This window comes from Nocardiopsis prasina DSM 43845 (genome assembly GCF_000341265.1).
GTDB lineage: Bacteria > Actinomycetota > Actinomycetes > Streptosporangiales > Streptosporangiaceae > Nocardiopsis > Nocardiopsis prasina.
Genome location: NZ_ANAE01000161.1, coordinates 16,531 through 35,800, shown reverse-complemented (window position 1 = coordinate 35,800; position 19,270 = coordinate 16,531). Strand labels below are relative to the sequence as shown.

16 protein-coding genes are annotated in these 19,270 nt (G+C 71.9%); 11 read left to right on the top strand and 5 right to left on the bottom strand.

Going from position 1 to position 19,270, the window contains the following annotated elements; all coding sequences use genetic code 11:
• Positions 1 to 74 precede the first annotated feature (74 nt).
• Both D452_RS0118765 and D452_RS0118760 read left to right on the top strand, forming a co-directional pair.
• Complete coding sequence (locus tag D452_RS0118765) at positions 75 to 836, top strand: L,D-transpeptidase family protein (RefSeq protein ID WP_017545687.1); 762 nt, start codon at positions 75 to 77, stop codon at positions 834 to 836.
• 44 nt (positions 837 to 880) lie between these two features.
• Positions 881 to 1,180, top strand: coding sequence for a hypothetical protein (locus tag D452_RS0118760; protein ID WP_017545686.1), 300 nt, complete (start codon positions 881 to 883; stop codon positions 1,178 to 1,180).
• 89 nt (positions 1,181 to 1,269) lie between these two features.
• On the opposite strand, the gene D452_RS0118755 is transcribed toward D452_RS0118760, so the two are convergent.
• The gene (locus D452_RS0118755; protein ID WP_017545685.1) at positions 1,270 to 1,953 is read right to left on the bottom strand and encodes a TetR/AcrR family transcriptional regulator C-terminal domain-containing protein; all 684 of its coding nucleotides are present in this window, start codon (positions 1,951 to 1,953) and stop codon (positions 1,270 to 1,272) included.
• A 39-nt stretch (positions 1,954 to 1,992) separates the two neighbouring features.
• Here D452_RS0118755 and D452_RS0118750 point away from each other — a divergent pair, with 39 nt between their 5' ends.
• The 4 genes from D452_RS0118750 to D452_RS0118735 all read left to right on the top strand — a co-directional run bounded on the left by D452_RS0118750 (position 1,993) and on the right by D452_RS0118735 (position 7,814).
• Positions 1,993 to 2,886 carry a CPBP family intramembrane glutamic endopeptidase gene (locus D452_RS0118750; RefSeq protein WP_026129461.1) on the top strand — a complete coding sequence of 298 codons (894 nt, stop codon included), beginning with the start codon at positions 1,993 to 1,995 and terminating at the stop codon, positions 2,884 to 2,886.
• A gap of 101 nt (positions 2,887 to 2,987) precedes the next feature.
• Positions 2,988 to 5,318, top strand: a complete 2,331-nt coding sequence (locus tag D452_RS0118745) for an ATP-binding cassette domain-containing protein (protein ID WP_017545683.1) — start codon at positions 2,988 to 2,990, stop codon at positions 5,316 to 5,318.
• Positions 5,318 to 6,124, top strand: a complete 807-nt coding sequence (locus tag D452_RS0118740) for an LLM class flavin-dependent oxidoreductase (protein ID WP_017545682.1) — start codon at positions 5,318 to 5,320, stop codon at positions 6,122 to 6,124. The genes D452_RS0118745 and D452_RS0118740 overlap by 1 nt, the downstream gene beginning before the upstream one ends.
• Before the next feature lie 316 nt (positions 6,125 to 6,440).
• Complete coding sequence (locus D452_RS0118735; protein ID WP_017545681.1) at positions 6,441 to 7,814, top strand: MFS transporter; 1,374 nt, start codon at positions 6,441 to 6,443, stop codon at positions 7,812 to 7,814.
• 128 nt (positions 7,815 to 7,942) lie between these two features.
• On the opposite strand, the gene D452_RS0118730 is transcribed toward D452_RS0118735, so the two are convergent.
• Positions 7,943 to 8,611 carry an esterase/lipase family protein gene (locus tag D452_RS0118730; protein WP_017545680.1) on the bottom strand — a complete coding sequence of 223 codons (669 nt, stop codon included), beginning with the start codon at positions 8,609 to 8,611 and terminating at the stop codon, positions 7,943 to 7,945.
• Positions 8,612 to 8,729: 118 nt separating this feature from the next.
• Here D452_RS0118730 and D452_RS31760 point away from each other — a divergent pair, with 118 nt between their 5' ends.
• Entirely contained in the window at positions 8,730 to 11,552 is a 2,823-nt protein-coding gene (locus D452_RS31760) for a LuxR C-terminal-related transcriptional regulator (RefSeq protein ID WP_017545679.1), read from the top strand.
• A 435-nt stretch (positions 11,553 to 11,987) separates the two neighbouring features.
• Here D452_RS31760 and D452_RS30450 read toward each other — a convergent pair whose 3' ends face one another.
• Positions 11,988 to 12,605, bottom strand: coding sequence for a TetR/AcrR family transcriptional regulator (locus tag D452_RS30450; protein WP_017545678.1), 618 nt, complete (start codon positions 12,603 to 12,605; stop codon positions 11,988 to 11,990).
• Positions 12,606 to 12,695: 90 nt separating this feature from the next.
• On the opposite strand from D452_RS30450, the gene D452_RS0118715 reads away from it, so the two are divergent.
• A complete protein-coding gene (locus D452_RS0118715; protein WP_394297093.1) occupies positions 12,696 to 13,961 on the top strand; it encodes a DUF418 domain-containing protein in 1,266 nt (421 codons plus the stop codon).
• 340 nt (positions 13,962 to 14,301) lie between these two features.
• On the opposite strand, the gene D452_RS0118710 is transcribed toward D452_RS0118715, so the two are convergent.
• Positions 14,302 to 14,799, bottom strand: a complete 498-nt coding sequence (locus tag D452_RS0118710; protein WP_017545676.1) for a phosphoribosyltransferase — start codon at positions 14,797 to 14,799, stop codon at positions 14,302 to 14,304.
• A gap of 338 nt (positions 14,800 to 15,137) precedes the next feature.
• On the opposite strand from D452_RS0118710, the gene pdhA reads away from it, so the two are divergent.
• The 3 genes from pdhA to D452_RS0118695 are packed head-to-tail and all read left to right on the top strand — an operon-like array spanning position 15,138 to position 18,627.
• Positions 15,138 to 16,223 (top strand): pyruvate dehydrogenase (acetyl-transferring) E1 component subunit alpha, encoded by a 1,086-nt coding sequence (gene pdhA, locus D452_RS0118705; RefSeq protein ID WP_017545675.1) that lies wholly within the window; start codon positions 15,138 to 15,140, stop codon positions 16,221 to 16,223.
• Between the two features lie 2 nt (positions 16,224 to 16,225).
• Positions 16,226 to 17,212 (top strand): alpha-ketoacid dehydrogenase subunit beta, encoded by a 987-nt coding sequence (locus D452_RS0118700; RefSeq protein ID WP_017545674.1) that lies wholly within the window; start codon positions 16,226 to 16,228, stop codon positions 17,210 to 17,212.
• On the top strand, positions 17,209 to 18,627 hold the full coding sequence (locus tag D452_RS0118695) for a dihydrolipoamide acetyltransferase family protein (RefSeq protein WP_017545673.1): 1,419 nt from the start codon (positions 17,209 to 17,211) through the stop codon (positions 18,625 to 18,627). The genes D452_RS0118700 and D452_RS0118695 overlap by 4 nt, the downstream gene beginning before the upstream one ends.
• A gap of 147 nt (positions 18,628 to 18,774) precedes the next feature.
• On the opposite strand, the gene D452_RS28635 is transcribed toward D452_RS0118695, so the two are convergent.
• Complete coding sequence (locus D452_RS28635) at positions 18,775 to 19,269, bottom strand: SRPBCC family protein (RefSeq protein WP_040694264.1); 495 nt, start codon at positions 19,267 to 19,269, stop codon at positions 18,775 to 18,777.
• Position 19,270 lies beyond the last annotated feature (1 nt).

The following is a 19,270-nucleotide window of genomic DNA, read 5'->3' as shown; positions in this document are numbered from 1 at the left end:
ACGGGTTCTTCACATTCCTCGACCACTCTTCATGGTGTCCGGCGCGGAGAGACCCGCCGGACTCCCTCGACCGGATGGACCCCATGCACCGATCCCTGACACCCGGTGGAGCCGTCGGGAGACTTCCCGTCCTGGCCGCCGTCGCCGTACTGGCCGTCGTGCCCGCCTGCTCGCCGTCGGAGCCACCGGAGGAGACCTACGAGGCGTCGGTACGGACCGAGGAGCCGACGGAACCCGAGGGTGCCCGGATCGCGACGGCGCTCACGGACGAGGTCGAGGTCCGTTCCGAGCCGGACGGCGGCGAGGTCGTGCACACCCTCGCCAGCCCGAACGACTTCGGCGCGGACCGCGCCTTCCTCGTCCAGCAGGCCCGGGGCGACTGGCTGAAGGTGCTCCTGCCGGTGCGGCCCAACGGATCCACGGGCTGGATCGAGGCCGACGACGTCGAGATCACCGTCACCGCGTACCGCGTGGTGGTCGACATGTCGGAGTTCTCCCTCACCGTCACCGAGGGAGAGGAGGAGGTCCTGACCGGCCCGATCGGCATCGGTACGGGGGACACCCCGACGCCGCCCGGTGAGTACTACTTCACCGAGTTGCTGCGGCCCTCGGACCCCGATGGCGAGTACGGGGCCTTCGCCTTCGGCCTCAGCGGGCACTCCGACACCCTGGAGAGCTTCGCGGGCGGTCCCGGCCAGCTCGGGCTGCACGGCACCGACGACGAGTCGGGCCTGGGCGGCGAGGTCAGCCACGGCTGCATCCGGGTGTCCAACGACGACGTCACCTGGATGGCCGAACGCCTGCCCATCGGCACTCCGGTCGAGATCAACGAATGACCGCTCACCGAGCGGACACCCGAACACACGACAAGAGGTCAACCATGCGCGTGAAGTCCCGAGTGCTCATCGTCGCCGCGATGGCGGCCGCCTTCTTCGGCACCGCCCCGGCGTTCGCGTCGGACGACTCCCCGGCTCTCCCCGCCCCCGAGGCTCCGTCGGAGGCCCCGGGCCCGGTAGCCCCGGAGGACCCCTCCGTCGAGGAGCCCACTCCCGCTCCGGTGGAGCCCGATCCCGAGGAGCCCGCTCCCGCTCCGGCCGAGCCGGAGAGGGTGTCGGAGCCCACTGTGGCCGAGGCCGGACCGGTCACCCCGATCGAGCAGGACCCCAACTACACCGGCTGATCCCTCGCATCACCCGGAGGCCCCGTCCCCCCTTGGGGGAGCGGGGCCTGCGCCGTTCCCGTCGTCGGACGTCTGGCGCCCCGCGCCGGTCAGTTCTCGTGACCGGTCCTGATCCCCCGCACGATGAGGTCCAGCGCCTGGTCGAAAAAGGTGTTCTCCACGGCCAGGGCGTCCGGCTCCGACACCGCCGTCGCGACGGCGACCTCGTGTTCCTCGACACGGTCCGCCCTGGCCACGCTCATGGCGACGGCGGAGGTGGCCGCGCCGAGGATCTGGTTGGACACCGCGCGGATGGCCACGGCCTGGCGCTCCTCCTCGCCGCCGAGCACTCCCAGCGCCTCGATGATCCGTCTCGACAGGGCGACCGCGTTCGGGCCGATGAGGGGGCGTGAGCCCGCGAACTCGGCGGCCCAGGTGTGTGAGGTCAGCGCCGTGTAGAACCGCTGGGCCGTCTCTTTGAGGGCGGTGTCCCAGGGGAGGTCGGCCGCGGGCAGTGTGGCGGCGGCCTCGGCCAGGACCTCGTCCACGGCCAGGTCCACGAGGTCCTCCCGGCGCTCCACATACCAGTAGAGGCTGGTCGCGTGCACCCCGAGTTCGGCGGCCACCTTGCGCATGGTCAGCGCGGAGGCGCCCTCGCGGTCGAGCAGTGTGATGGTCGCGGTGACGATCCGTTCCCTGCTCAGCGCGGGTTGTGAACGCCGGCGGCGTTGCGGCCGGTGGAAGACGCTGTCGATCCGCGGGTCGGAGCCTTGTTCGTCCATGTCCAACAGCATACAAGCAATCATACGTTGTTGGATTCTATCCAACGGTGTATGTTTCTCTGCATGGCAACCGAGATCTCCTCCTCACGTCCCCACAGGACCGCACCCGTCACCGCCCCCGACCCCTCGCGGACCACCGCCGTCGACCCGAGAGGCCTCACCGCCTTCCTGGTCCTCGCCTTCGCCTTCTCCTGGACCGCCTGGTGGTTCGGCTCACGGCTCCTCGACGGCGGCGACCCCACACCCGCCGTCCTCGTCGGCGCCTTCGGGCCGATGGTGGCGGCGATCCTCGTCACCGCCTTCACCCAGGGCCGTCCAGGAGTGGGCGCCCTCTTCCGGCGCCACTCCCTCCGCCGCCGGGGAGGAATCTGGCCCTACGCCATCACCGCGCTGATCGTCCTCGCCATCGCCGGAGCGGCCGCACTCCCCGTGTTCATGGGGACTGCCGCGGTCGAGGAGGAGGCGCTCAGGGCCGCGCTCCTCGGGGTGCCGGTCCAGTTCGTGCTCATCGCGCTGGTCGGCGGCGGCAACGAGGAGCTGGGCTGGCGCGGGTTCGCGCTGCCCCGCCTCCAGGGCGCGCTCCCGCCGCTGGCCGCCAACGTGACCCTCGGCGCGGTCTGGGCCGTCTGGCACGCCCCCCTCTTCGAGATGGCGGGCACCGTCCAGTCCGAGGTGTACTTCCCCGCCTACGCCCTGCTCTGCGTGGGACTCACCGTCGTCCTGGGCCACGTCTTCAACTCCGCGCGCGGCGGTGTGATCGCCGTCGTGATCGCCCACGCCGCCGTCAACGTCGTCTCCGGGCTCAAGGGCATGCTCGTGGGCGACCCCGCCGGGACGGTCGAGGTCACCGCGGTCCTGACCGTGGCCGTGCTCCTCACCCTCTTCACCCGGGGCCGTCTGGGTCTGCGCCGCACTGACGACGCCCGCGGCACCACCGGGTCCTGACCCTCCGCCCCTCCCCGAAACCCCTCAGGCGGGGGCGGCCCCGGCACCGGGCCGCCCCCCGTCCGTCGAGGTGACGGGCCCGAGCGGGTACATCTGGGGACATGACAGAGTTCGACGACCGCATCCGGGTCCGCGGCGCCCGCATCCACAACCTGAGGAACGTGGACACGGAGCTGCCCCGTGACGCCCTGGTCGCCTTCACCGGCGTCTCGGGTTCCGGGAAGTCCTCACTGGCCTTCGGGACCCTCTACGCCGAGTCCCAGCACCGGTACCTGGAGTCGGTCGCGCCGTACGCCCGCCGCCTCCTCCAGCAGCTCCCGGCGCCGGAAGTGGACGACATCACCGGCATGCCGCCCGCCGTGGCGCTCGCCCAACCGAGGACCGCGCCGTCCGTGCGCTCCACGGTGGGCACCCTGACCACGGTCTCCAATACTCTGCGCATGCTCCTGTCCCGCGCGGGGACCTATCCGCCCGGCGCGGAGCGCCTGGACTCGGACTCCTTCTCCCCCAACACCGTGGTCGGCGCCTGCCCGGTGTGCCACGGCGAGGGGATCGAACACGAGGTCACTGAGGAGTCGATGGTCCCGGACCCCTCTCTGAGCATCGCCGGAGGGGCCGTCGCCTCCTGGCCCGGGGCCTGGCAGGGCAAGAACCTGCGCGACATCCTCGACACCCTCGGGTACGACATCCACCGCCCCTGGCGGGAACTGCCCCAGAGCGAGCGCGACTGGATCCTCTTCACCGACGAACAGCCCGTGGTGACCGTCCACCCCGTCCGGGAGGCGGGCCGGGTCCACCGCCCCTACCAGGGCAGGTACAGCAGCGCGCGCAGACTGGTGCTCAAGGCCTACGCCTCCTCCGCCAGCGAGACCAGGAGGCGCAAAGCGGCGGAGTTCATGGTGAACCGCACCTGCCCGGAGTGCGACGGGCGTCGGCTGCGGCAGGAGGCCCTCCGGGTCACCTTCGCCGGACACACCATCACCGAGCTGGCGGCGCTGCCCCTGGCCGAACTCTCCGACCTTCTGCGCCCCTGGCGGGAGGGGACCGGGGCCGCCGCGACCCTGGCCGGTGAGATCGCCGGTCGGGTGGAGGTCCTGGAGGAGCTGGGCCTGGGCTACCTCAGCGTGGACCGGCCGGCGCCGACCCTGTCCACCGGCGAGTTCCAGAGGATCAGGCTGGCCACCCAGCTCGGCACGGGCCTGTTCGGCGTGGTCTACGTGCTGGACGAACCCTCGGCGGGGCTGCACCCGGCCGACTGCGAGGCGCTCACCGGCATCCTCCGAAGACTGCGCGACGGCGGCAACACCGTGTGCATCGTCGAGCACGACCTCGACATCGTGCGGGGCGCGGACTGGATCGTGGACGTCGGCCCGGACGCGGGTGAGCATGGCGGGCGGGTCCTGTACAGCGGGCCGGTGGCCGGGCTGCGCGACGTCCCGGAGTCGGTGACCCGCCGCTACCTGTTCCACCGCGCCCTGCCCGAAACCCGACCGCACGAGGTGCGCGGCCGACTGGAGCTGCGCGGGGTCACCGGCAACAACCTGCGGGGGTTTGACGTGGACGTTCCCCTCGGGGTGTTCACCACCGTCACCGGGGTGTCCGGCTCCGGTAAGTCCACGCTGCTGGGCCGGATCGCCGATGAAGCAGCCGAACGCGGACGCGTGGTGTGGGTCAGCCAACAGCCCATCGGGCGGACACCGCGCTCCAACCTGGCCACCTACACCGGGCTCTTCGACACCGTCCGCAAGCTGTTCGCCGCGACCGACGACGCCCGCGCGTACGGCTACGGTCCCGGCCGGTTCTCCTTCAACGTGGTGGAGGGCCGCTGCGCGACCTGCGAGGGTGAGGGGTTCGTGTCGGTCGAGCTGCTGTTCCTGCCCACCACCTACGCGCCCTGCCCGACCTGCGGCGGCTCCCGCTACAACGACGACACCCTGCGGGTGCGGTACCGGGGGCTCACCGTCGCGGAGGTGCTCGCCATGTCGGTGGAGGAGGCCGCGGGGTTCTTCACTGAGGAACCCTCGGTGCGCCGGGCCCTGGACACCCTGGCCGGGGTGGGGTTGGGATACCTGCGCCTGGGCCAGCCCGCCACCGAACTGTCCGGCGGCGAGGCGCAGCGGATCAAGCTCGCCACCGAGCTCCAGCGTCGCCGGGTGGCGGACACCGTGTACCTGCTCGACGAACCCACCACGGGCCTGCACCCCCACGACACCGACGTCCTCATGGGCCGCCTGCGGGACCTGGTCGCGGCAGGGGCCACGGTGGTGGCGGCCGAGCACGACATGCGGGTCGTGGCCACCGCCGACCACGTCGTCGGCCTCGGCCCCGGCGGGGGCTCGGAGGGCGGCCGGATCGTCGCCCAGGGCTCCCCCGAGCGGATCGCGTCGGTGCCGGACAGCCGGACCGGGGTCTACCTGAAGGAGCTGCTGTGATGCGTGGCGCCCTCTACCTGCCGCCGTTCGGGGAGCTCGCCGATCCCCGTGTGCTGGCCGATCTCGCGGCCCGTGCCGAGCTGGCCGGTTTCGACGGCGTCTTCCTCTGGGACCACGTCGTGCGTCCGCTCCGGCCCACACTGCCGGTCTGCGACCCCTGGATCGCCCTGGCCGCCATGGCGGTGGCGACCGAGCGGATCGTCCTGGGCACCCGGGTCACACCGCTGTCCCGGCGCAGGCCGCAGGTGGTGGCCCGGCAGGCCGTCGCCCTGGACCAGCTCAGCGGGGGACGGTTCGTCCTCGGCGTGGGTCTGGGCGGGGACAACGGCGGGGAACTCGGCAGGCTCGGCGAGACCACGGCGCCCAGGGCCCGGGCCGGGATGCTCGACGAGGGACTCGACCTGCTGGAACGGCTCTGGAGTGGCGACGTCGTCCACCACGAGGGCGAGCACTACCGGGTGGACGGTCTGCGCTTTCTGCCCACCCCCTCGCGGGCGGAGGGGCTCCCCGTGTGGGTGGCCGCGCAGTCCACCAGGGGTGCTCCGCTGCGGCGCGCGGCCCGGTTCCAGGGGCTGTGCCCGGAGGGTTCACCGGAGGACCTCGCGGAGATGCTGTCCGTCATCGCCGAGCACCGGGGTGACCTGCGCGGGTTCGAGGTGGCGGTGGGCGGGCCGCCCGGCACGGACCCCGCGCCCTACTCGGAGGCGGGCGCGACCTGGTGGCTCCACCAGTTCCCCGAGGTGACCGCGCGGGCCGAGGTCGAGGAGGTCGTCGCGGCGGGCCCCGGAGGACCAGGGTCGACATGACGACGTGTCGACGGGGCGACACGTCTCACCAGGCGGACGGCGTGGAAACTTCTTTGGTTCGTGACCGGGTGGTCGCGTGCTGCCAGGCTCCCTTGTCAGAAGGTGTTCCCAACCGACCGTTCGGTAAGGACAGATGCATCTAGCTGGGAAAAGCAGGGCCCGATGTAGAAAGTGCACTGCATCACATGGCATGGTGTGCTGGAGCTCATGGTCTGTCCCGGTATCCGCCGCTTCCGTGTTCGGTCAGGGATGTCCGGCGACCAGGGCCCGAAAGAGAACTCGGCCCCCCGGCCGGTAGAGAACCTACGGAGCAGCAATGGCGACTTCCGACGCCACGGTCCCAGGACCCGGTGGAACCCTCGATCCCAAGGAGAAGCGCAAGGTCCTCGCGGGGACCATGGTCGGGACCACCATCGAGTGGTACGACTTCTTCATCTACGCTCAGGCAGCGGGCCTGGTGCTGGCACCCCTCTTCATGGCGCCGCTGGCCGACGCCAACCCGGCCGTGGCGCAGGTGCTCTCCTTCGCGACCATCGGTATCTCCTTCCTCTTCCGTCCCCTGGGCGCGATCGTCGCCGGGCACCTCGGAGACCGTTTCGGTCGTAAGAAGATCCTGGTGTTCACCCTCGTCATGATGGGTGTCGCCACCTGTGCGATCGGCCTGCTGCCCACCTACGCGCAGATCGGCATGGCAGCGCCGATCCTGCTGATCCTGCTGCGCATCGCGCAGGGCTTCTCCGCCGGAGGCGAATGGGGCGGCGCCGCCCTGATGTCCGTGGAACACGCGCCGGCCAACAAGCGCGGCTTCTTCGGCGCCTACCCGCAGATCGGCGTCCCCTGCGGCATGATCCTGGCGACCCTGGTCCTGTGGGGCATCACCACGGCCATCGGCCCGGACGCCTTCCTCGAGTGGGGCTGGCGCATCCCGTTCCTGCTGTCCTTCCTGCTGATCATCATCGGCCACCTCATTCGCAAGACCGTGGAGGAGTCCCCGGTCTTCAAGGTGATGCAGACGCGCCGCGCCAAGTCCTCCGCGCCGCTCGGCCAGCTGTTCCGGAAGAACACCAGGGAGGTCGTGCTCTCCGCGCTGATCTTCGTCGCCAACAACGCCGCCGGCTACCTGGTGATCGCCTTCCTGGCCACCTACGCGTCGCGTCCGGTGGAGGAGATGGGCCTGGGCATGGACCGGGGTCCGGTCCTGCTCGCCACCGCGCTGGCATCCTTCGGCTGGCTGATCTCCACCCTGTACGGCGGGTGGATCTGCGACCGGATCGGCCGTGTGCGCACCTTCCAGATCGGCTACGTCCTGCTCGCCGCGTGGGCGGTCCCGATGTGGTTCATGGTGGACACCGGCAACATCCTCATGTACTTTCTGGGCGTCTTCATCTTCACGCTGACCTTCGGACTGAGCTACGGTCCCCAGTCGGCGCTGTACGCGGAGATGTTCCCGGCCGAGGTCCGCTACTCGGGCGTGTCCATCGGCTACGCCCTGGGCGCGATCCTCGGAGGTGCCTTCGCCGCCATGATCGCGGAGATGCTGCTGACCTCCTTCGGGGCCTCGTGGACCATCGGCGTCTACATCATCGGCCTGTCGGTGATCTCCTTCGTCGCGGTCTCCCTGGTGCCGAAGAGCATCCAGGGCGTCGACCTGCACGTCGACGACAGCGACCAGGCCCCCGCCGCCAAGTAGAAGCGGCGGGCGCGCACGCGCGGGCGGGGCGGCGGTTCGACCGCCACCCCGCCTTTCTGTCGCCCTGTCCCCTTGTCGACACGGCGACAGGGCGACAGGGCGACACGGCGCCCTCAGCTGGAAGCGGGTCAGCTGACGATGCCGCGCACGTGGTCGATGACCTCGCCGTTCCACATCATCGAGACGTGCTCGACGCATCCCACCTGGATATTGTCGGCGCCGGGCAGCGACGTGCTGTCCGTGGGCGAGATGACGATGTCGCAGGGGGAGCGCAGGGTCGTGTACCGGACCGGCCCGGGTGTCGGGTCGCCGCCGTTGAGGCCGTTCAGGAAGTTCGACCCGTGCCGCATCTCCTCGCAGGGCGTGATGGGCGACGGGCAGAGGTTGGCGATGTTGGTCCCGTTGTTGGGACCGCCGATGGAGATCCACTGGTCGACGGCGTCCGTGCCGCCCAGGTTCTTGATGAAGTAGCGCGAGGACAGACCGCCCATGGAGTGGGTGACCAGGTGCACGCGGTCCGCCCCGTGCTGGGAGCGTACGCCCTCGACGTGGTCGGCGAGCTGCCCGGCGATGGTGGTGTTGGACCGGGCCCAGTCGTAGGAGAAGACGTGCAGGCGGTCCTCGGGGTAACCGGAGTCGACGAGGGCGGCGCGCATGTCGTCCCACTGGCCGCCCTTGCCCATGAACCCGTGGACGAAGACGACCGGGGTGTGGGTGTTCGCGGTGGCGGGGGCGGCCTGGAGGGCCGCGGTGAGGGCGAGGACGAGCCCGCAAAGGAGGGCGGTCAGGCGTCTCATGTGGTCTCCGAGGGTGGGGGAAGCGGGGACCCCGATTGTGTGCCTCCGGTCACAGGGTGCGCATCGGCTGAATCGCCAGTCCCTTTACTCGGACTTAACCGACGAGTAACTTGAGGGGGTGATCAGCGTGAACCCGCTCACACGCCCGACGCCCCTCCGAGGGCGCGACCACGAACTGCTCACCGTCCGACGCCTGCTCGACACCGCCCGCTCGGGACGCGGCGGCGGCCTGCTCGTGACGGGTGCCGCCGGTGTGGGCCGAACCGCCTTACTGGAACGCGCCGAAGGGGAGGCGCACGGCTTCACCGTGCTGCGCGCCCGCGCCGCCCCTGGCGAGGGCCGCCTACCCCTGGCCGGTCTGCACCAGCTCCTGCGCCCCGCGCTCCCCCTCCTCCCGCACCTCCCCCGAGCCCAACGAGAAACGCTCACCCGGGCCCTGGACACCGGCGACCCGGGAGAGGCCTTCCCGCTGGCCAACGCTGCTCTCGGGCTGGTCGCCGAGGTGGCCGCGCGGAGCCCGCTCCTGCTCTGCGTGGACGACTTCCACCTGCTCGACCCGCCCTCACGGGAGACCGTGGCCTTCGTCGCGCGCCGCCTCACCCACGACGGTGCGGCGGTCCTGCTCAGCGCCAGGGACGGCGACCCCCACCGGCTCACCGGGATCCCCGTGCTCCGGCTGCGCCCCCTGCCCGAGGAGGCGGTCCTGGACCTGCTCTCCGATGCCTGCGGGGACCGGGACACGGAGGGGCTGGCGGTGCCCGTCGCGGTGACCCTCGCCGAGGCCGCGGAGGGCAACCCCCGTGCCGCCATGGAACTGCTGGAGGGGACCGATTCCGAACAGCGCTCCGGGGCAGCCGCCCTGGACCAACCGCCGCGTTCCCGGGGCGAGCTCACCGACGCCTTCGCCACGGACCTCGCCCGACTCCCCCGGGCCACCCGGCTCGCCCTCGTGCGGGCCGCCGCCGATCCCCACGCCCCGGATCCCGACGGTTCCGACGCCGACCCGTTCGAACCCGCCCGCCGCACCGGGCTGGTCGCCGACACCGGGGCGCGGACGGGGCTCACCCACCCGCTGGCCCGCTCCGCCGCCTACCACCACGCCTCTCCCGCCCAGCGGCGCTCCGCCCACCTGGACCTGGCCCGCGCCCACGAGGCTGCCGGGGACACCGGCCGTGCGATCCGGCACCGGGCCCTGGCCGGAGGCACCCCCGACGAACGCGTCGCCGCCGCCCTCCACGAGGAGGCCCGCCGCACCGTCGACCAGGGCGGACACGCGCCCGCCTCCCTCCTCCACGAACACGCCGCCCGGCTGACCCCCGACCCCGACCTCCGGGGGCTGCGCCTGACCGACGCCGCCCGCTCCGCGTGGCTCTCGGGTGATCCGGACCGGGCCAGGCGGGTTCTCGCGCGGGTGAGTCCGGCCCGGGGCGCCACGGGCCCAGGCGGCACCGGAGGCACCGGCGGCCCCGGCGGCGGCCACACCGTCCAGGTCCGCGCCGACCTGCTGCGGGCCGAGATGGATCTGCGCTCGGGCGTCGCCATCGACGCCTTCCAGCGCCTCGGGTCCACCGCGGACCGCCTGGCGCCGAGCGACCCCGGTGCGGCGCTGCGGGTCCTGCTCCAGGCGGGTGAGGCCAGCTGCCTGACCGGTGACCACGAGCGTTTCTTCGCGACCGCCCGACGGGCCCGTGACCTCATGGAGCAGACGGCTCCCGGGGAACCCGTCGGGCAGGAGGGCACCGACCAGCCCTGGAACAGGTTGGTCCTCGACTACATGACCGGCAAGGCCGCCATGTTCCAGGGGCGCCACCGTGAGGGCGTCGCGCTCTTGGAGAGGGCCGTGGAGACCGCCGACCGGATCGGGGACCCCCAGGCACTCGTCCTGGGCGCGATCGCGGGGCTGCTCCGTGGCGACCACGTACGCACGCGTGACCTGGCCGGACGGGCGGCGTCGGTGGCCCGCCGAACCGGGGCGCTCACGCTGGTCCCCCAGGCCCTGGAGTTCCTGACCTACGCGGAGATGTGGTTCGGCCGCCTCTCCCTGGCGGAGGGGAGTGCCGCCGAGGGGCTGCGTGCCTCGCTGGGGTCCGGGCAGGACAACTGCGCGAGCCACCACCGGGGCGCGCTCGCCTTCGTCGCCGCGATCAGGGGGGACGAGGACGCGTGCCGGGAGCACGCGGGGACCGCCCTGGCCCTGGCCGGGGAACACGACGTGGGGCTGCCCGCCGGGCTGGCGGCCTGGGCGCTGGCCCTGCTCGACCTCGGTTCCGGGCGCACCTCGGAGGCGGCGATGCGGCTGCGAGCCCTGGCCCGGTCCGGCCCCGGCAGCGGCCACGCGGCGGTGCGGCTGCTGATCACCCCGCACCTGGTGGAGGCGTCGGTGCGCGGCGGAGTCGCGGTGCGTGTGAGCGAGGCGGTGGAGACCTTCGGCAGCTGGGCGGAGGCCACCGGCCAGGACACCGCGCGGGCCCAGGTGATGCGCTGCCGTGGACTGCTGAGGGAGGGCGACGAGGCGAACGGGTACTTCGAGAGCGCTTTGGACCTGCACTCCTCCGGCTACTGCGACTTCGAGGAGGCCCGGACGCGGCTGCTGTACGGCGGGCACCTGCGCCGCTCCCGTCACCCGGGACGGGCCCGCGAGCACCTGCACACGGCGATGGAGGTCTTCGACCGGCTGGGCGCCCGGCCGTGGGCGCGGCAGGCCCGGGAGGAACTCCGCGCCGCGCGGGGCAGCACGGCGGCGCGCGAGGTCGGCGGGGTGGACCTGCTCAGTCCGCAGCAGTTGCGGATCGCTCGTCACGTGGCGGACGGGGCCACCAACCGGGAGGTCGCGGCGCGGCTCTTCCTGAGCACCCGCACGGTGGACCACCACCTGCGCAACATCTACAGCAAGCTCGGCATCCGCTCCCGGGTGGAGCTCTCCCGTCTGGTCGACCGCTAGGTCGTTTTGTGGATCAATCCGCCCACCCGTCTCCCGCCACCACCCTCAACGGACGCCTGCGGCGCGGTTCCCTCGCGTTGCCACCAGACTGCCTCTCGCCGCGCCGATGAGGATCGGACAGCCAACCCCGGGCGGGCCGCCGCTGTTGCGGCCCCGCGTGGCAGCGCGAGGCCGGGGAGTTCACCTCGACCTGGTGACGCGCGCCCTCTCCCCTCGCGCGATTCGCTCCGGCCACCGGTCGGGGCCGGACGCCGCCCCAGTTCCGCTCGCGGACGAGGACCCGCCGCGCGGTGCGGTGCGGCTGGTGCCCTGACCACTGGCTGGAGCACGATCCGGTGTTCGGCTCGGCGAAGGAGGGGCCGATCGCGCCCGGGTCCTCGGCTCGGGCCCCTGGGTCCGTTCCCGGGACACCGGTCCCGGGAGACACTTCTCGGGCTACCGTTCCGGGGCCCAGCCGACCGCGGGCAGGATGACCTCGTCGACGATCCTCGCCAAGTAGTCCGACGACGGAACCTCGCCGGGGTGGTCCGCGCAGTACTTGATCATCATGGCCTCACCGATGTCGGTCGTGACGTCGGTGATCCGGGCCGGGTCCACCTCCCCCCGATCGGCGTAGTGCTCCAGCACGGTCCTGGTGAAGCGCCCGCCGCGCGGTTCGTACACCTCCGTCACCATGCGCTGGAGGAGTTCCGGGCGGTGCAGGCCCTCGGCGAACACGGCCATGAGCGCACGTCCCAGCGTCGCCTCGCTCATGAGGTCGCGGAAGAGTTCCAGTGACCGGACGAGGTCCCCTCGCAGGTTGTCCGCCTCCGGGGTCGGAGTCTCCTGCGGAAAGTGGCGCAGGACGGCCTCCACCAGGATGTCCTCCGGGGAGCCCCAGCGGCGGTAGAGCGAGGTCTTGGCGGTCTCGGCGCGACGGGCGATCCCCTCCATACTCAGGCCGGACACGCCGTTCTCGGCTGCCTCGGCGATCACGGCCCGGTGGATGGCGTCGACGAGTTCCTGCCCGCGCCTGCGGGTGGCCCTGGCGGCTGGCCGCTTCTGGTCAGTCATGTTCAACCGTTCGTAAGACACGGGTCTGTATCTTATATTTCTAGATACGCCATCGTATCCAATAATGGAGCACGAGAACTGGAGTCACCGGTGCCACTCACTCCTCGTCCGTCACGGCCCTCCCCTGCGGGTGCCTCTCCCGGCCCGCGTTCGCTCGCCCCCGACCTCGCCAGGGGCTTCATGCTCCTGGTCATCGCCACGGTGCACGCCCACATGTTCCGGCAGATCGCCACGGGAGGCGAGGCCTTCAGTCTGGCCGGATCCCTGGACGTCGCGGTCACCGGCTTCATGACCCTCTTCGCCGAGTCCCGCGGTTACCCGATGTTCGCGGCGCTGTTCGGTTACGGCGTCGCGCGGATCCACCTCCGCCGCACCGCCGAGGGGCGGCAGTGGCCCTGGGTGCGCTCCCTGCTGCGCAGACGCGGGCGGTGGATGGTCGTCATCGGGCTGCTGCACACCGCGCTGATCTTCCACGGCGACATCATCGCGGTGTACGGGCTCATCGCCCTGCTCTTCGCCGGGCTGCTCCAGCTGGGCGACCGCCGCCTTCTCGCCCACGGTCTCGTCTGGATGTCCATCGGCAGCCTGGTGTACTCGGCCGCCGAGACCCTGCTCTCGGTCTCCGGTGCTCAGCAGAGTGTCGCCGTGGAGGTCACTCCGCTCGTGGACCTGTTCATGCGGCTCGGGGCCTGGCCGGTCCTCACAGTGATGTTGGTGCTCATCTCGGTGTTCCCCTTCACCGTGGGCGTCTGGGCGGCCCGTTACCGGCTCCTGGAGGAGCCCGAGAGGCACCTCCCGTTCCTGCGGCGGGTCGCGATGATCGGCATCCCGCTGTCCGTGCTCGGTGCAGTCCCGCAGACGCTGGTGCTGATCCGGGTCTGGGCGCCCGAGATCGTCCTCCACGTCGGAGTGAAGTGGCTTCACGTCCTGTCCGGGTACGCCGGCGGCTTCGGCTACGCGGCGCTGATCGCGCTGGTGGCGGTGGCCATCGGTGACCGTCGTGGGCCGATCGTGCGGGCGCTCGCGGCCACCGGTGAGCGTTCCATGACCTGCTACCTGCTCCAGTCCGTGGCCTGGGTCGCGCTGTTCATGCCGTACACGCTCAACCTGGCCGCGCGCCTCGACGACGCCCAGTCCGTGCTGCTGGGCGCCGGGGTCTGGGTGGTCACCGTGGCGGTCGCCGCGCTTTTGGCCCGATTCGGGCTCCGAGGGCCGGCCGAGGCGTTCCTGCGCCGGATGACCTACGGGCCGACCGGTCGCGGAACCCCGGAGCCTGCCCCCGTCGGCGCTGAACCGTTCGATGAGGCGACCTCCGGTTCGCAGTCGGCAAGCGGGGAGCGAACCACCGGAGGGTGACGCCTGACGGGTCCAGCATTCGGGCCCACCCGCTGTACCCTCGTCGCTGCCGCTGCCCGCCCGCCGCACTCCCGGCCGAGGCGGTCAGCCCCCGCGGCCGAACTTCCCCGCCGCGGGCCGGGCCCTGCTCGTGTCGACACGTCAACATGGCGACAGGCCGACAGGTCGTCCTGTCCTTACGGCGACGCCTGTTTCACGTGAAACAGCGGCCCGGGTCCGCGCCGCCCTCGGCCCCCGCGGCTCGACGGGCTCCGTGCACGACGAGCACCCCGCGCGAGGCCGTCCGGGAGGTGGGTTCGCACGGGGGCGCCGTCGACTTCGACGCGGTCGCGAGCGGGGCTCAGGCGTCGCGGACCTGGTTCTCGCGCCGCACCACGGGCGGCTCCACCGACCACGGGAAGTTGATCCAGCGGTCGGTGTGCTTCCACACGTACTCGCACTTGACCAGGGACTGCGGCTTCTCGTAGATGACCGCGCTGCGCACCTCGGCGGTGTGCTCGGCGCAGAAGTCGTGGACCAGCTTGAGCGTTCTGCCGGTGTCGGCGACGTCGTCCGCGACCAGGACCTTCTTCTTGCTCAGGTCGACCACGTTGGGCACCGGCGGCAGCATGACCGGCATGTCCAGGGTGGTGCCCACACCCGTGTAGAACTCCACGTTCATGACGTGCAGGTTCTTGACGTCGAGGGCGTACCCGAGCCCTCCGGCGACGAACAGACCGCCCCGGGCGATGGACAGGATGATGTCCGGCTCGTATCCGTCGTCGGCGATCGCCTGGGCCATCTCACGCATCGCGGTGCCGAAGAGCTCGTAGCTCAGGTTCTCGCGCTCGTCGCTCACAGTCTGGTTCCCCCTGGAGTTCCCGCTGGTGTGGTGTGCGCCCGGCGCATCGCAGGTCAGGGCGATCGCGGCACCGCTACATGCTAACGACGCCGGGGAGCCCCGGCGATGGCCCGGGGCGCCCACGCGGTGAGGGTCACCAGGCCCTGAGGCGTGGGCCACATGTCCACCGGGGTCGGTGTCCTGGGTCACATTCCTGGACGGAGTGGCACGAAGTTTGGGAACTTTCGCGACATTTTCTCGATTCCTCCCGGTTTGTAGCGAACAGATGGCCGTGAACAGCACCATGTCCCTGTACAGATCTTCCGCGAGTCTTCCGCGAACCAGGAGGTTGCAGCATGGCTGGACACCAGGGCCTACTCCCCTCCGAGCAGCCGATCCAACTGCTCGACGAGTCCGGAGCCCCGGTCGACGGCGCCGACCTGCGGATGCCCGACACCAAGCGCCTCCTGGAGGCCTACGCCTCCCTGGTGATCGGCCGCCGCGTCAACGACCAGGCCAGTGCCCTCGTCCGCCAGGGCCGCCTCGCCGTCTACCCCTCCTCCCACGGTCAGGAGGCCTGCCAGACCGGCGCCGCGCTCGCGCTGGCCGACGGTGACTGGCTCTTCCCGACCTACCGCGACACCGCCGCCGTCATCGCGCGCGGCGTGGACCCCGTCGAGGTCCTCACCCTCCTCAAGGGCGACTGGCACTCGGGCTACGATCCCTACGCCCACCACGTCGCACCCCAGGCCACCCCGCTCGCCACCCAGCTCCTGCACGCCGTCGGTGTCGCCCACGCGGCCCGCCTACGCGGCGAGGACACCGTGGTCATGGCGCTGTGCGGCGACGGCGCCACCAGTGAGGGCGACTTCCACGAGGCGCTGAACTTCGCCGCCGTCTTCAAGGCGCCGGTCGTGTTCTTCGTGCAGAACAACGAGTACGCGATCTCCGTGCCCCTGGCCCGCCAGAGCGCCGCACCCTCCCTCGCCCACAAGGGTGTCGGCTACGGCGTCAACGGCGAACGCGTGGACGGCAACGACGCCGCCGCCGTCCTCGCCGTCCTGGAACGCGCCGTCGAGGCCGCCCGCTCCGGCGCGGGGCCGCAGCTGGTCGAGGCGCACACCTACCGGATGCAGGCGCACACCAACGCCGACGACGCCAGCCGCTACCGCAGCGACGACGAGGTCGACCCCTGGGTGGCGCGCGACCCGCTGCTGCGCATGGAGGCCTACCTCAGGAAGAAGAGGGTGCTCACCAAGGCCCGGAAAGCGGAGATCGCCGAGAGCGCCGAGCGGGTCGCCAGCCACATGCGGGAGGGCGTCAACCAGGACGTGGAACCCGACCCCGCCGACCTGTTCGCGCACGTCTTCGCCGACCCCACCCCGCAGCTGACCGAGCAGGCCGCCTTCCTGGCCGACGAACTGAGCAGAGAGGGCCACTGAGCATGGCGACCGAGAAGCTCTCCATGGCGCAGGCGCTCAACCGGGCACTGCGCGACTCCCTCACGGAGGACCCCTCCGTGTACGTCTTCGGCGAGGACGTCGGCCCCCTCGGCGGCGTCTTCCGCATCACCGACGGCCTGACCGCCGAGTTCGGCGAGGACCGCTGCTTCGACACCCCGCTCGCGGAGTCCGGGATCGTCGGCATGGCCGTGGGCATGGCGATGAACGGCATGCGTCCGGTGGTCGAGATGCAGTTCGACGCCTTCGCCTACCCGGCCTTCGAGCAGATCGCCAGCCACGTCGCCAAGACCCGCAACCGCACCCGGGGCCGAGTCGGCCTGCCCATCGTCATCCGCGTCCCCTACGCGGGCGGCATCGGCGGCGTGGAGCACCACTGCGACTCCTCCGAGGCGTACTACGCGCACACCCCGGGCCTGAAGGTCGTCACCCCGGCCACCCCCGAGGACGCCTACTACCTGCTGCGCGAGGCCATCTCCTCCCCCGACCCCGTGGTCTTCATGGAGCCCAAGAAGCTCTACTGGGCCAAGGAGGAGATCGACTTCGACCGGCCCGCACCCGGGATCGGCCAGGCCGTGGTCCGCCGCGAGGGTACCGACGCCACCCTGATCGCCTACGGGCCCTCCGTGTCCACAGCGTTGGAGGCCGCCGACGCCGCCGCCCAGGAGGGCCGCAGCCTCCAGGTCGTGGACGTGCGCTCGGTCGTCCCCTTCGACGACGAGACCGTGTGCGCGGCGGTCCGCTCCACCGGTCGTGCCGTGGTGGTCGCCGAGGCCAGCGGGTACGCGAGCGTCGCCTCGGAGATCGTCGCCCGCGTCACCGAGCGCTGCTTCCACTCCCTGGCCGCCCCGGTCCGCCGGGTGACCGGTTTCGACATCCCCTTCCCCCCACCCAAGCTGGAGTGCTTCCAGCTGCCCGGCGTGGACCGGATCCTGGACGCCGTCGACGACCTTCAGTGGGAGGACCAGTGACGACCCGCACGTTCGACCTCCCCGACCTCGGGGAGGGCCTCACCGAGGCCGAGGTGGTGAAGTGGCTGGTCGCCGTGGGCGACACCGTCACCCTCGACCAGCCCGTCGCCGAGGTGGAGACCGCGAAGTCCATCGTCGAGGTGCCCTCGCCCTTCGCCGGGACGGTCTCCGTCCTGCACGGGCAGGAGGGTGAGGTCATGGCGGTCGGTAAGCCGCTGATCAGCGTGCGGACGGAGACGGCCCCCGCCACGGGGACGCCGGACGCCGGGGCTCCGGCCGCGGAGCCCGTGACCGCCGACGCCGACGGTGAGCGCTACCGCGAGGAGGAGCGGGCGGGTTCGGGCAACGTTCTGATCGGCTACGGCACCCCCGAGTCCACCGGCACCGGTCGCCGACGCCGTCCGCGCCCCCGGCCCCCGGCGCGCGGCGCCCAGCCGCCCGCACCGGTGGCCTCGGTGACTCCCGTCCAGGCGGCCCCGGCGCGCCGGGTTCCACTGGTGACCTCGCCGCTGGTCCGGCAGCTGGCCCGCGAGGCCGGGCTGCGCGTGGCCGACGTCGAGGGCAGCGGCCCGGGTGGCCTGATCACCCGCCGCGACGTACGCTCCGCGATCGAGGCGGCCGGTGCCAACACCGCTCCGGCCCCGTCCGCCCCGGTCGCGGTCCCCTCCCAGGCCGATCCGGCCACCGCCCCGGCGCCGGTCGCCCCGGGAGCCGTCGACACCCGCACCGGCCTCACCGAGTCCCAGCGGGTCCCCATGGGCACCTTCCGCAGGGCGGTGGCCGCCTCGCTCTCCCGCAGCCGCGCCGAGATCCCGGAGGCCACCGTGTGGGTCGACGTGGACGCCACCGAACTGGTGCGCCTGCGTCAGTCCGATCCCCAAGGCCCCGGCCTGCTCGCCTACGTGGCGAGGTTCGTCCTCGCGGGACTGCGCGCGTACCCGGAGCTCAACGGCCTCGTGGACACCGAGCGCGAGGAACTCGTCCAGTACGACGGCGTCAACCTCGGCCTGGCCGTCCAGACCGACCGGGGCCTGGTCGCTCCGGCGGTGATGGGCGCACACAGGCTCACCACCGGCGAGCTGGACACCGAGATCAGGGAGCTCACCAGGCTGGCCCGCGAGGGCCGTGCGACCCCCTCGCAGCTCACCGGCGGCACGTTCACGCTGAACAACTACGGAGCGCTCCGCGTGGACGGAAGCGCGGCGATCATCAACCACCCGCAGGTGGCGATCCTCGGCCTCGGCCGGATCATCGACAGGCCCTGGGTGGTGGACGGGGAACTGACGGTCCGCAGCGTCACCCAGCTGTCGTTCGCCTTCGACCACCGGGTCTGTGACGGCGGCGCGGCCGCCGGGTTCATGCGCGTCGTCGCCGACGCCATGGAGAGCCCGGCGAAGGCGATCGCCCGCCTGTAGGGCGAAGGACCAGCGTCCCGGAGGAGTCGGCACCTCCGGGACGCTTCCCTGTCCCGTTGACCGAACACGCCCCCGGGGTTGGTCGGCCTCCGTGTCAACGGGCCGAATCGCCCGGCTGCCCGGCCCTCCGCGCCATCCCCTCGATTCTCAGGCGTCGGGGACTCCGCACGCACCGCGCCGATCCAGGGCGGCGTGCATGCGGCGCAGCCTCGGACCGAAGGCCCCGCGGATGCCGATCGCGACCGCCAGGTCACCGGCCGGACCGAGGCCGGTGCTGAACTCCACCAGATCGGTGTGGCGTGTGCCCTCGCCGTACGGCTCCACCGTGTGGGTGTGCCGCCAGTACCGCAGCGGACCGCGCACCTGGAGGTCGCTGAAGGAACGGCCCTCCTCGTAGGCGTCGACGACGGCGACCCAGCGCACGGGGTGGGCCCCGGCCGCGCCCCAGCGCAGGTCCAGGACCTCACCCTCACCGAACCGCTCGGGCCAGCTCAGCACCTCCACGCCCGGGGGCATGGCGTCCACGAACCCCTCCTCGCTGAGGATCAGCGCGAACACCCGCTCCGGTGGCGCGGCGAAGTCCTCGGTCACCCGCAGCCTGGTGGTGCGCCGTGGGCGGACACTCCTGTCACGTTCGCTCACG

Bases quoted from the DNA above. Each gene is read 5' to 3' on its own strand.
- D452_RS0118765 (WP_017545687.1), top strand. From the start codon at position 75: ATGGACCCCATGCACCGATCCCTGACACCCGGTGGAGCCGTCGGGAGA.
- D452_RS0118760 (WP_017545686.1), top strand. From the start codon at position 881: ATGCGCGTGAAGTCCCGAGTGCTCATCGTCGCCGCGATGGCGGCCGCC.
- D452_RS0118755 (WP_017545685.1), bottom strand. From the start codon at position 1,953: ATGCTGTTGGACATGGACGAACAAGGCTCCGACCCGCGGATCGACAGC.
- D452_RS0118750 (WP_026129461.1), top strand. From the start codon at position 1,993: ATGTTTCTCTGCATGGCAACCGAGATCTCCTCCTCACGTCCCCACAGG.
- D452_RS0118745 (WP_017545683.1), top strand. From the start codon at position 2,988: ATGACAGAGTTCGACGACCGCATCCGGGTCCGCGGCGCCCGCATCCAC.
- D452_RS0118740 (WP_017545682.1), top strand. From the start codon at position 5,318: ATGCGTGGCGCCCTCTACCTGCCGCCGTTCGGGGAGCTCGCCGATCCC.
- D452_RS0118735 (WP_017545681.1), top strand. From the start codon at position 6,441: ATGGCGACTTCCGACGCCACGGTCCCAGGACCCGGTGGAACCCTCGAT.
- D452_RS0118730 (WP_017545680.1), bottom strand. From the start codon at position 8,611: ATGAGACGCCTGACCGCCCTCCTTTGCGGGCTCGTCCTCGCCCTCACC.
- D452_RS30450 (WP_017545678.1), bottom strand. From the start codon at position 12,605: ATGACTGACCAGAAGCGGCCAGCCGCCAGGGCCACCCGCAGGCGCGGG.
- pdhA (WP_017545675.1), top strand. From the start codon at position 15,138: ATGGCTGGACACCAGGGCCTACTCCCCTCCGAGCAGCCGATCCAACTG.
- D452_RS0118700 (WP_017545674.1), top strand. From the start codon at position 16,226: ATGGCGACCGAGAAGCTCTCCATGGCGCAGGCGCTCAACCGGGCACTG.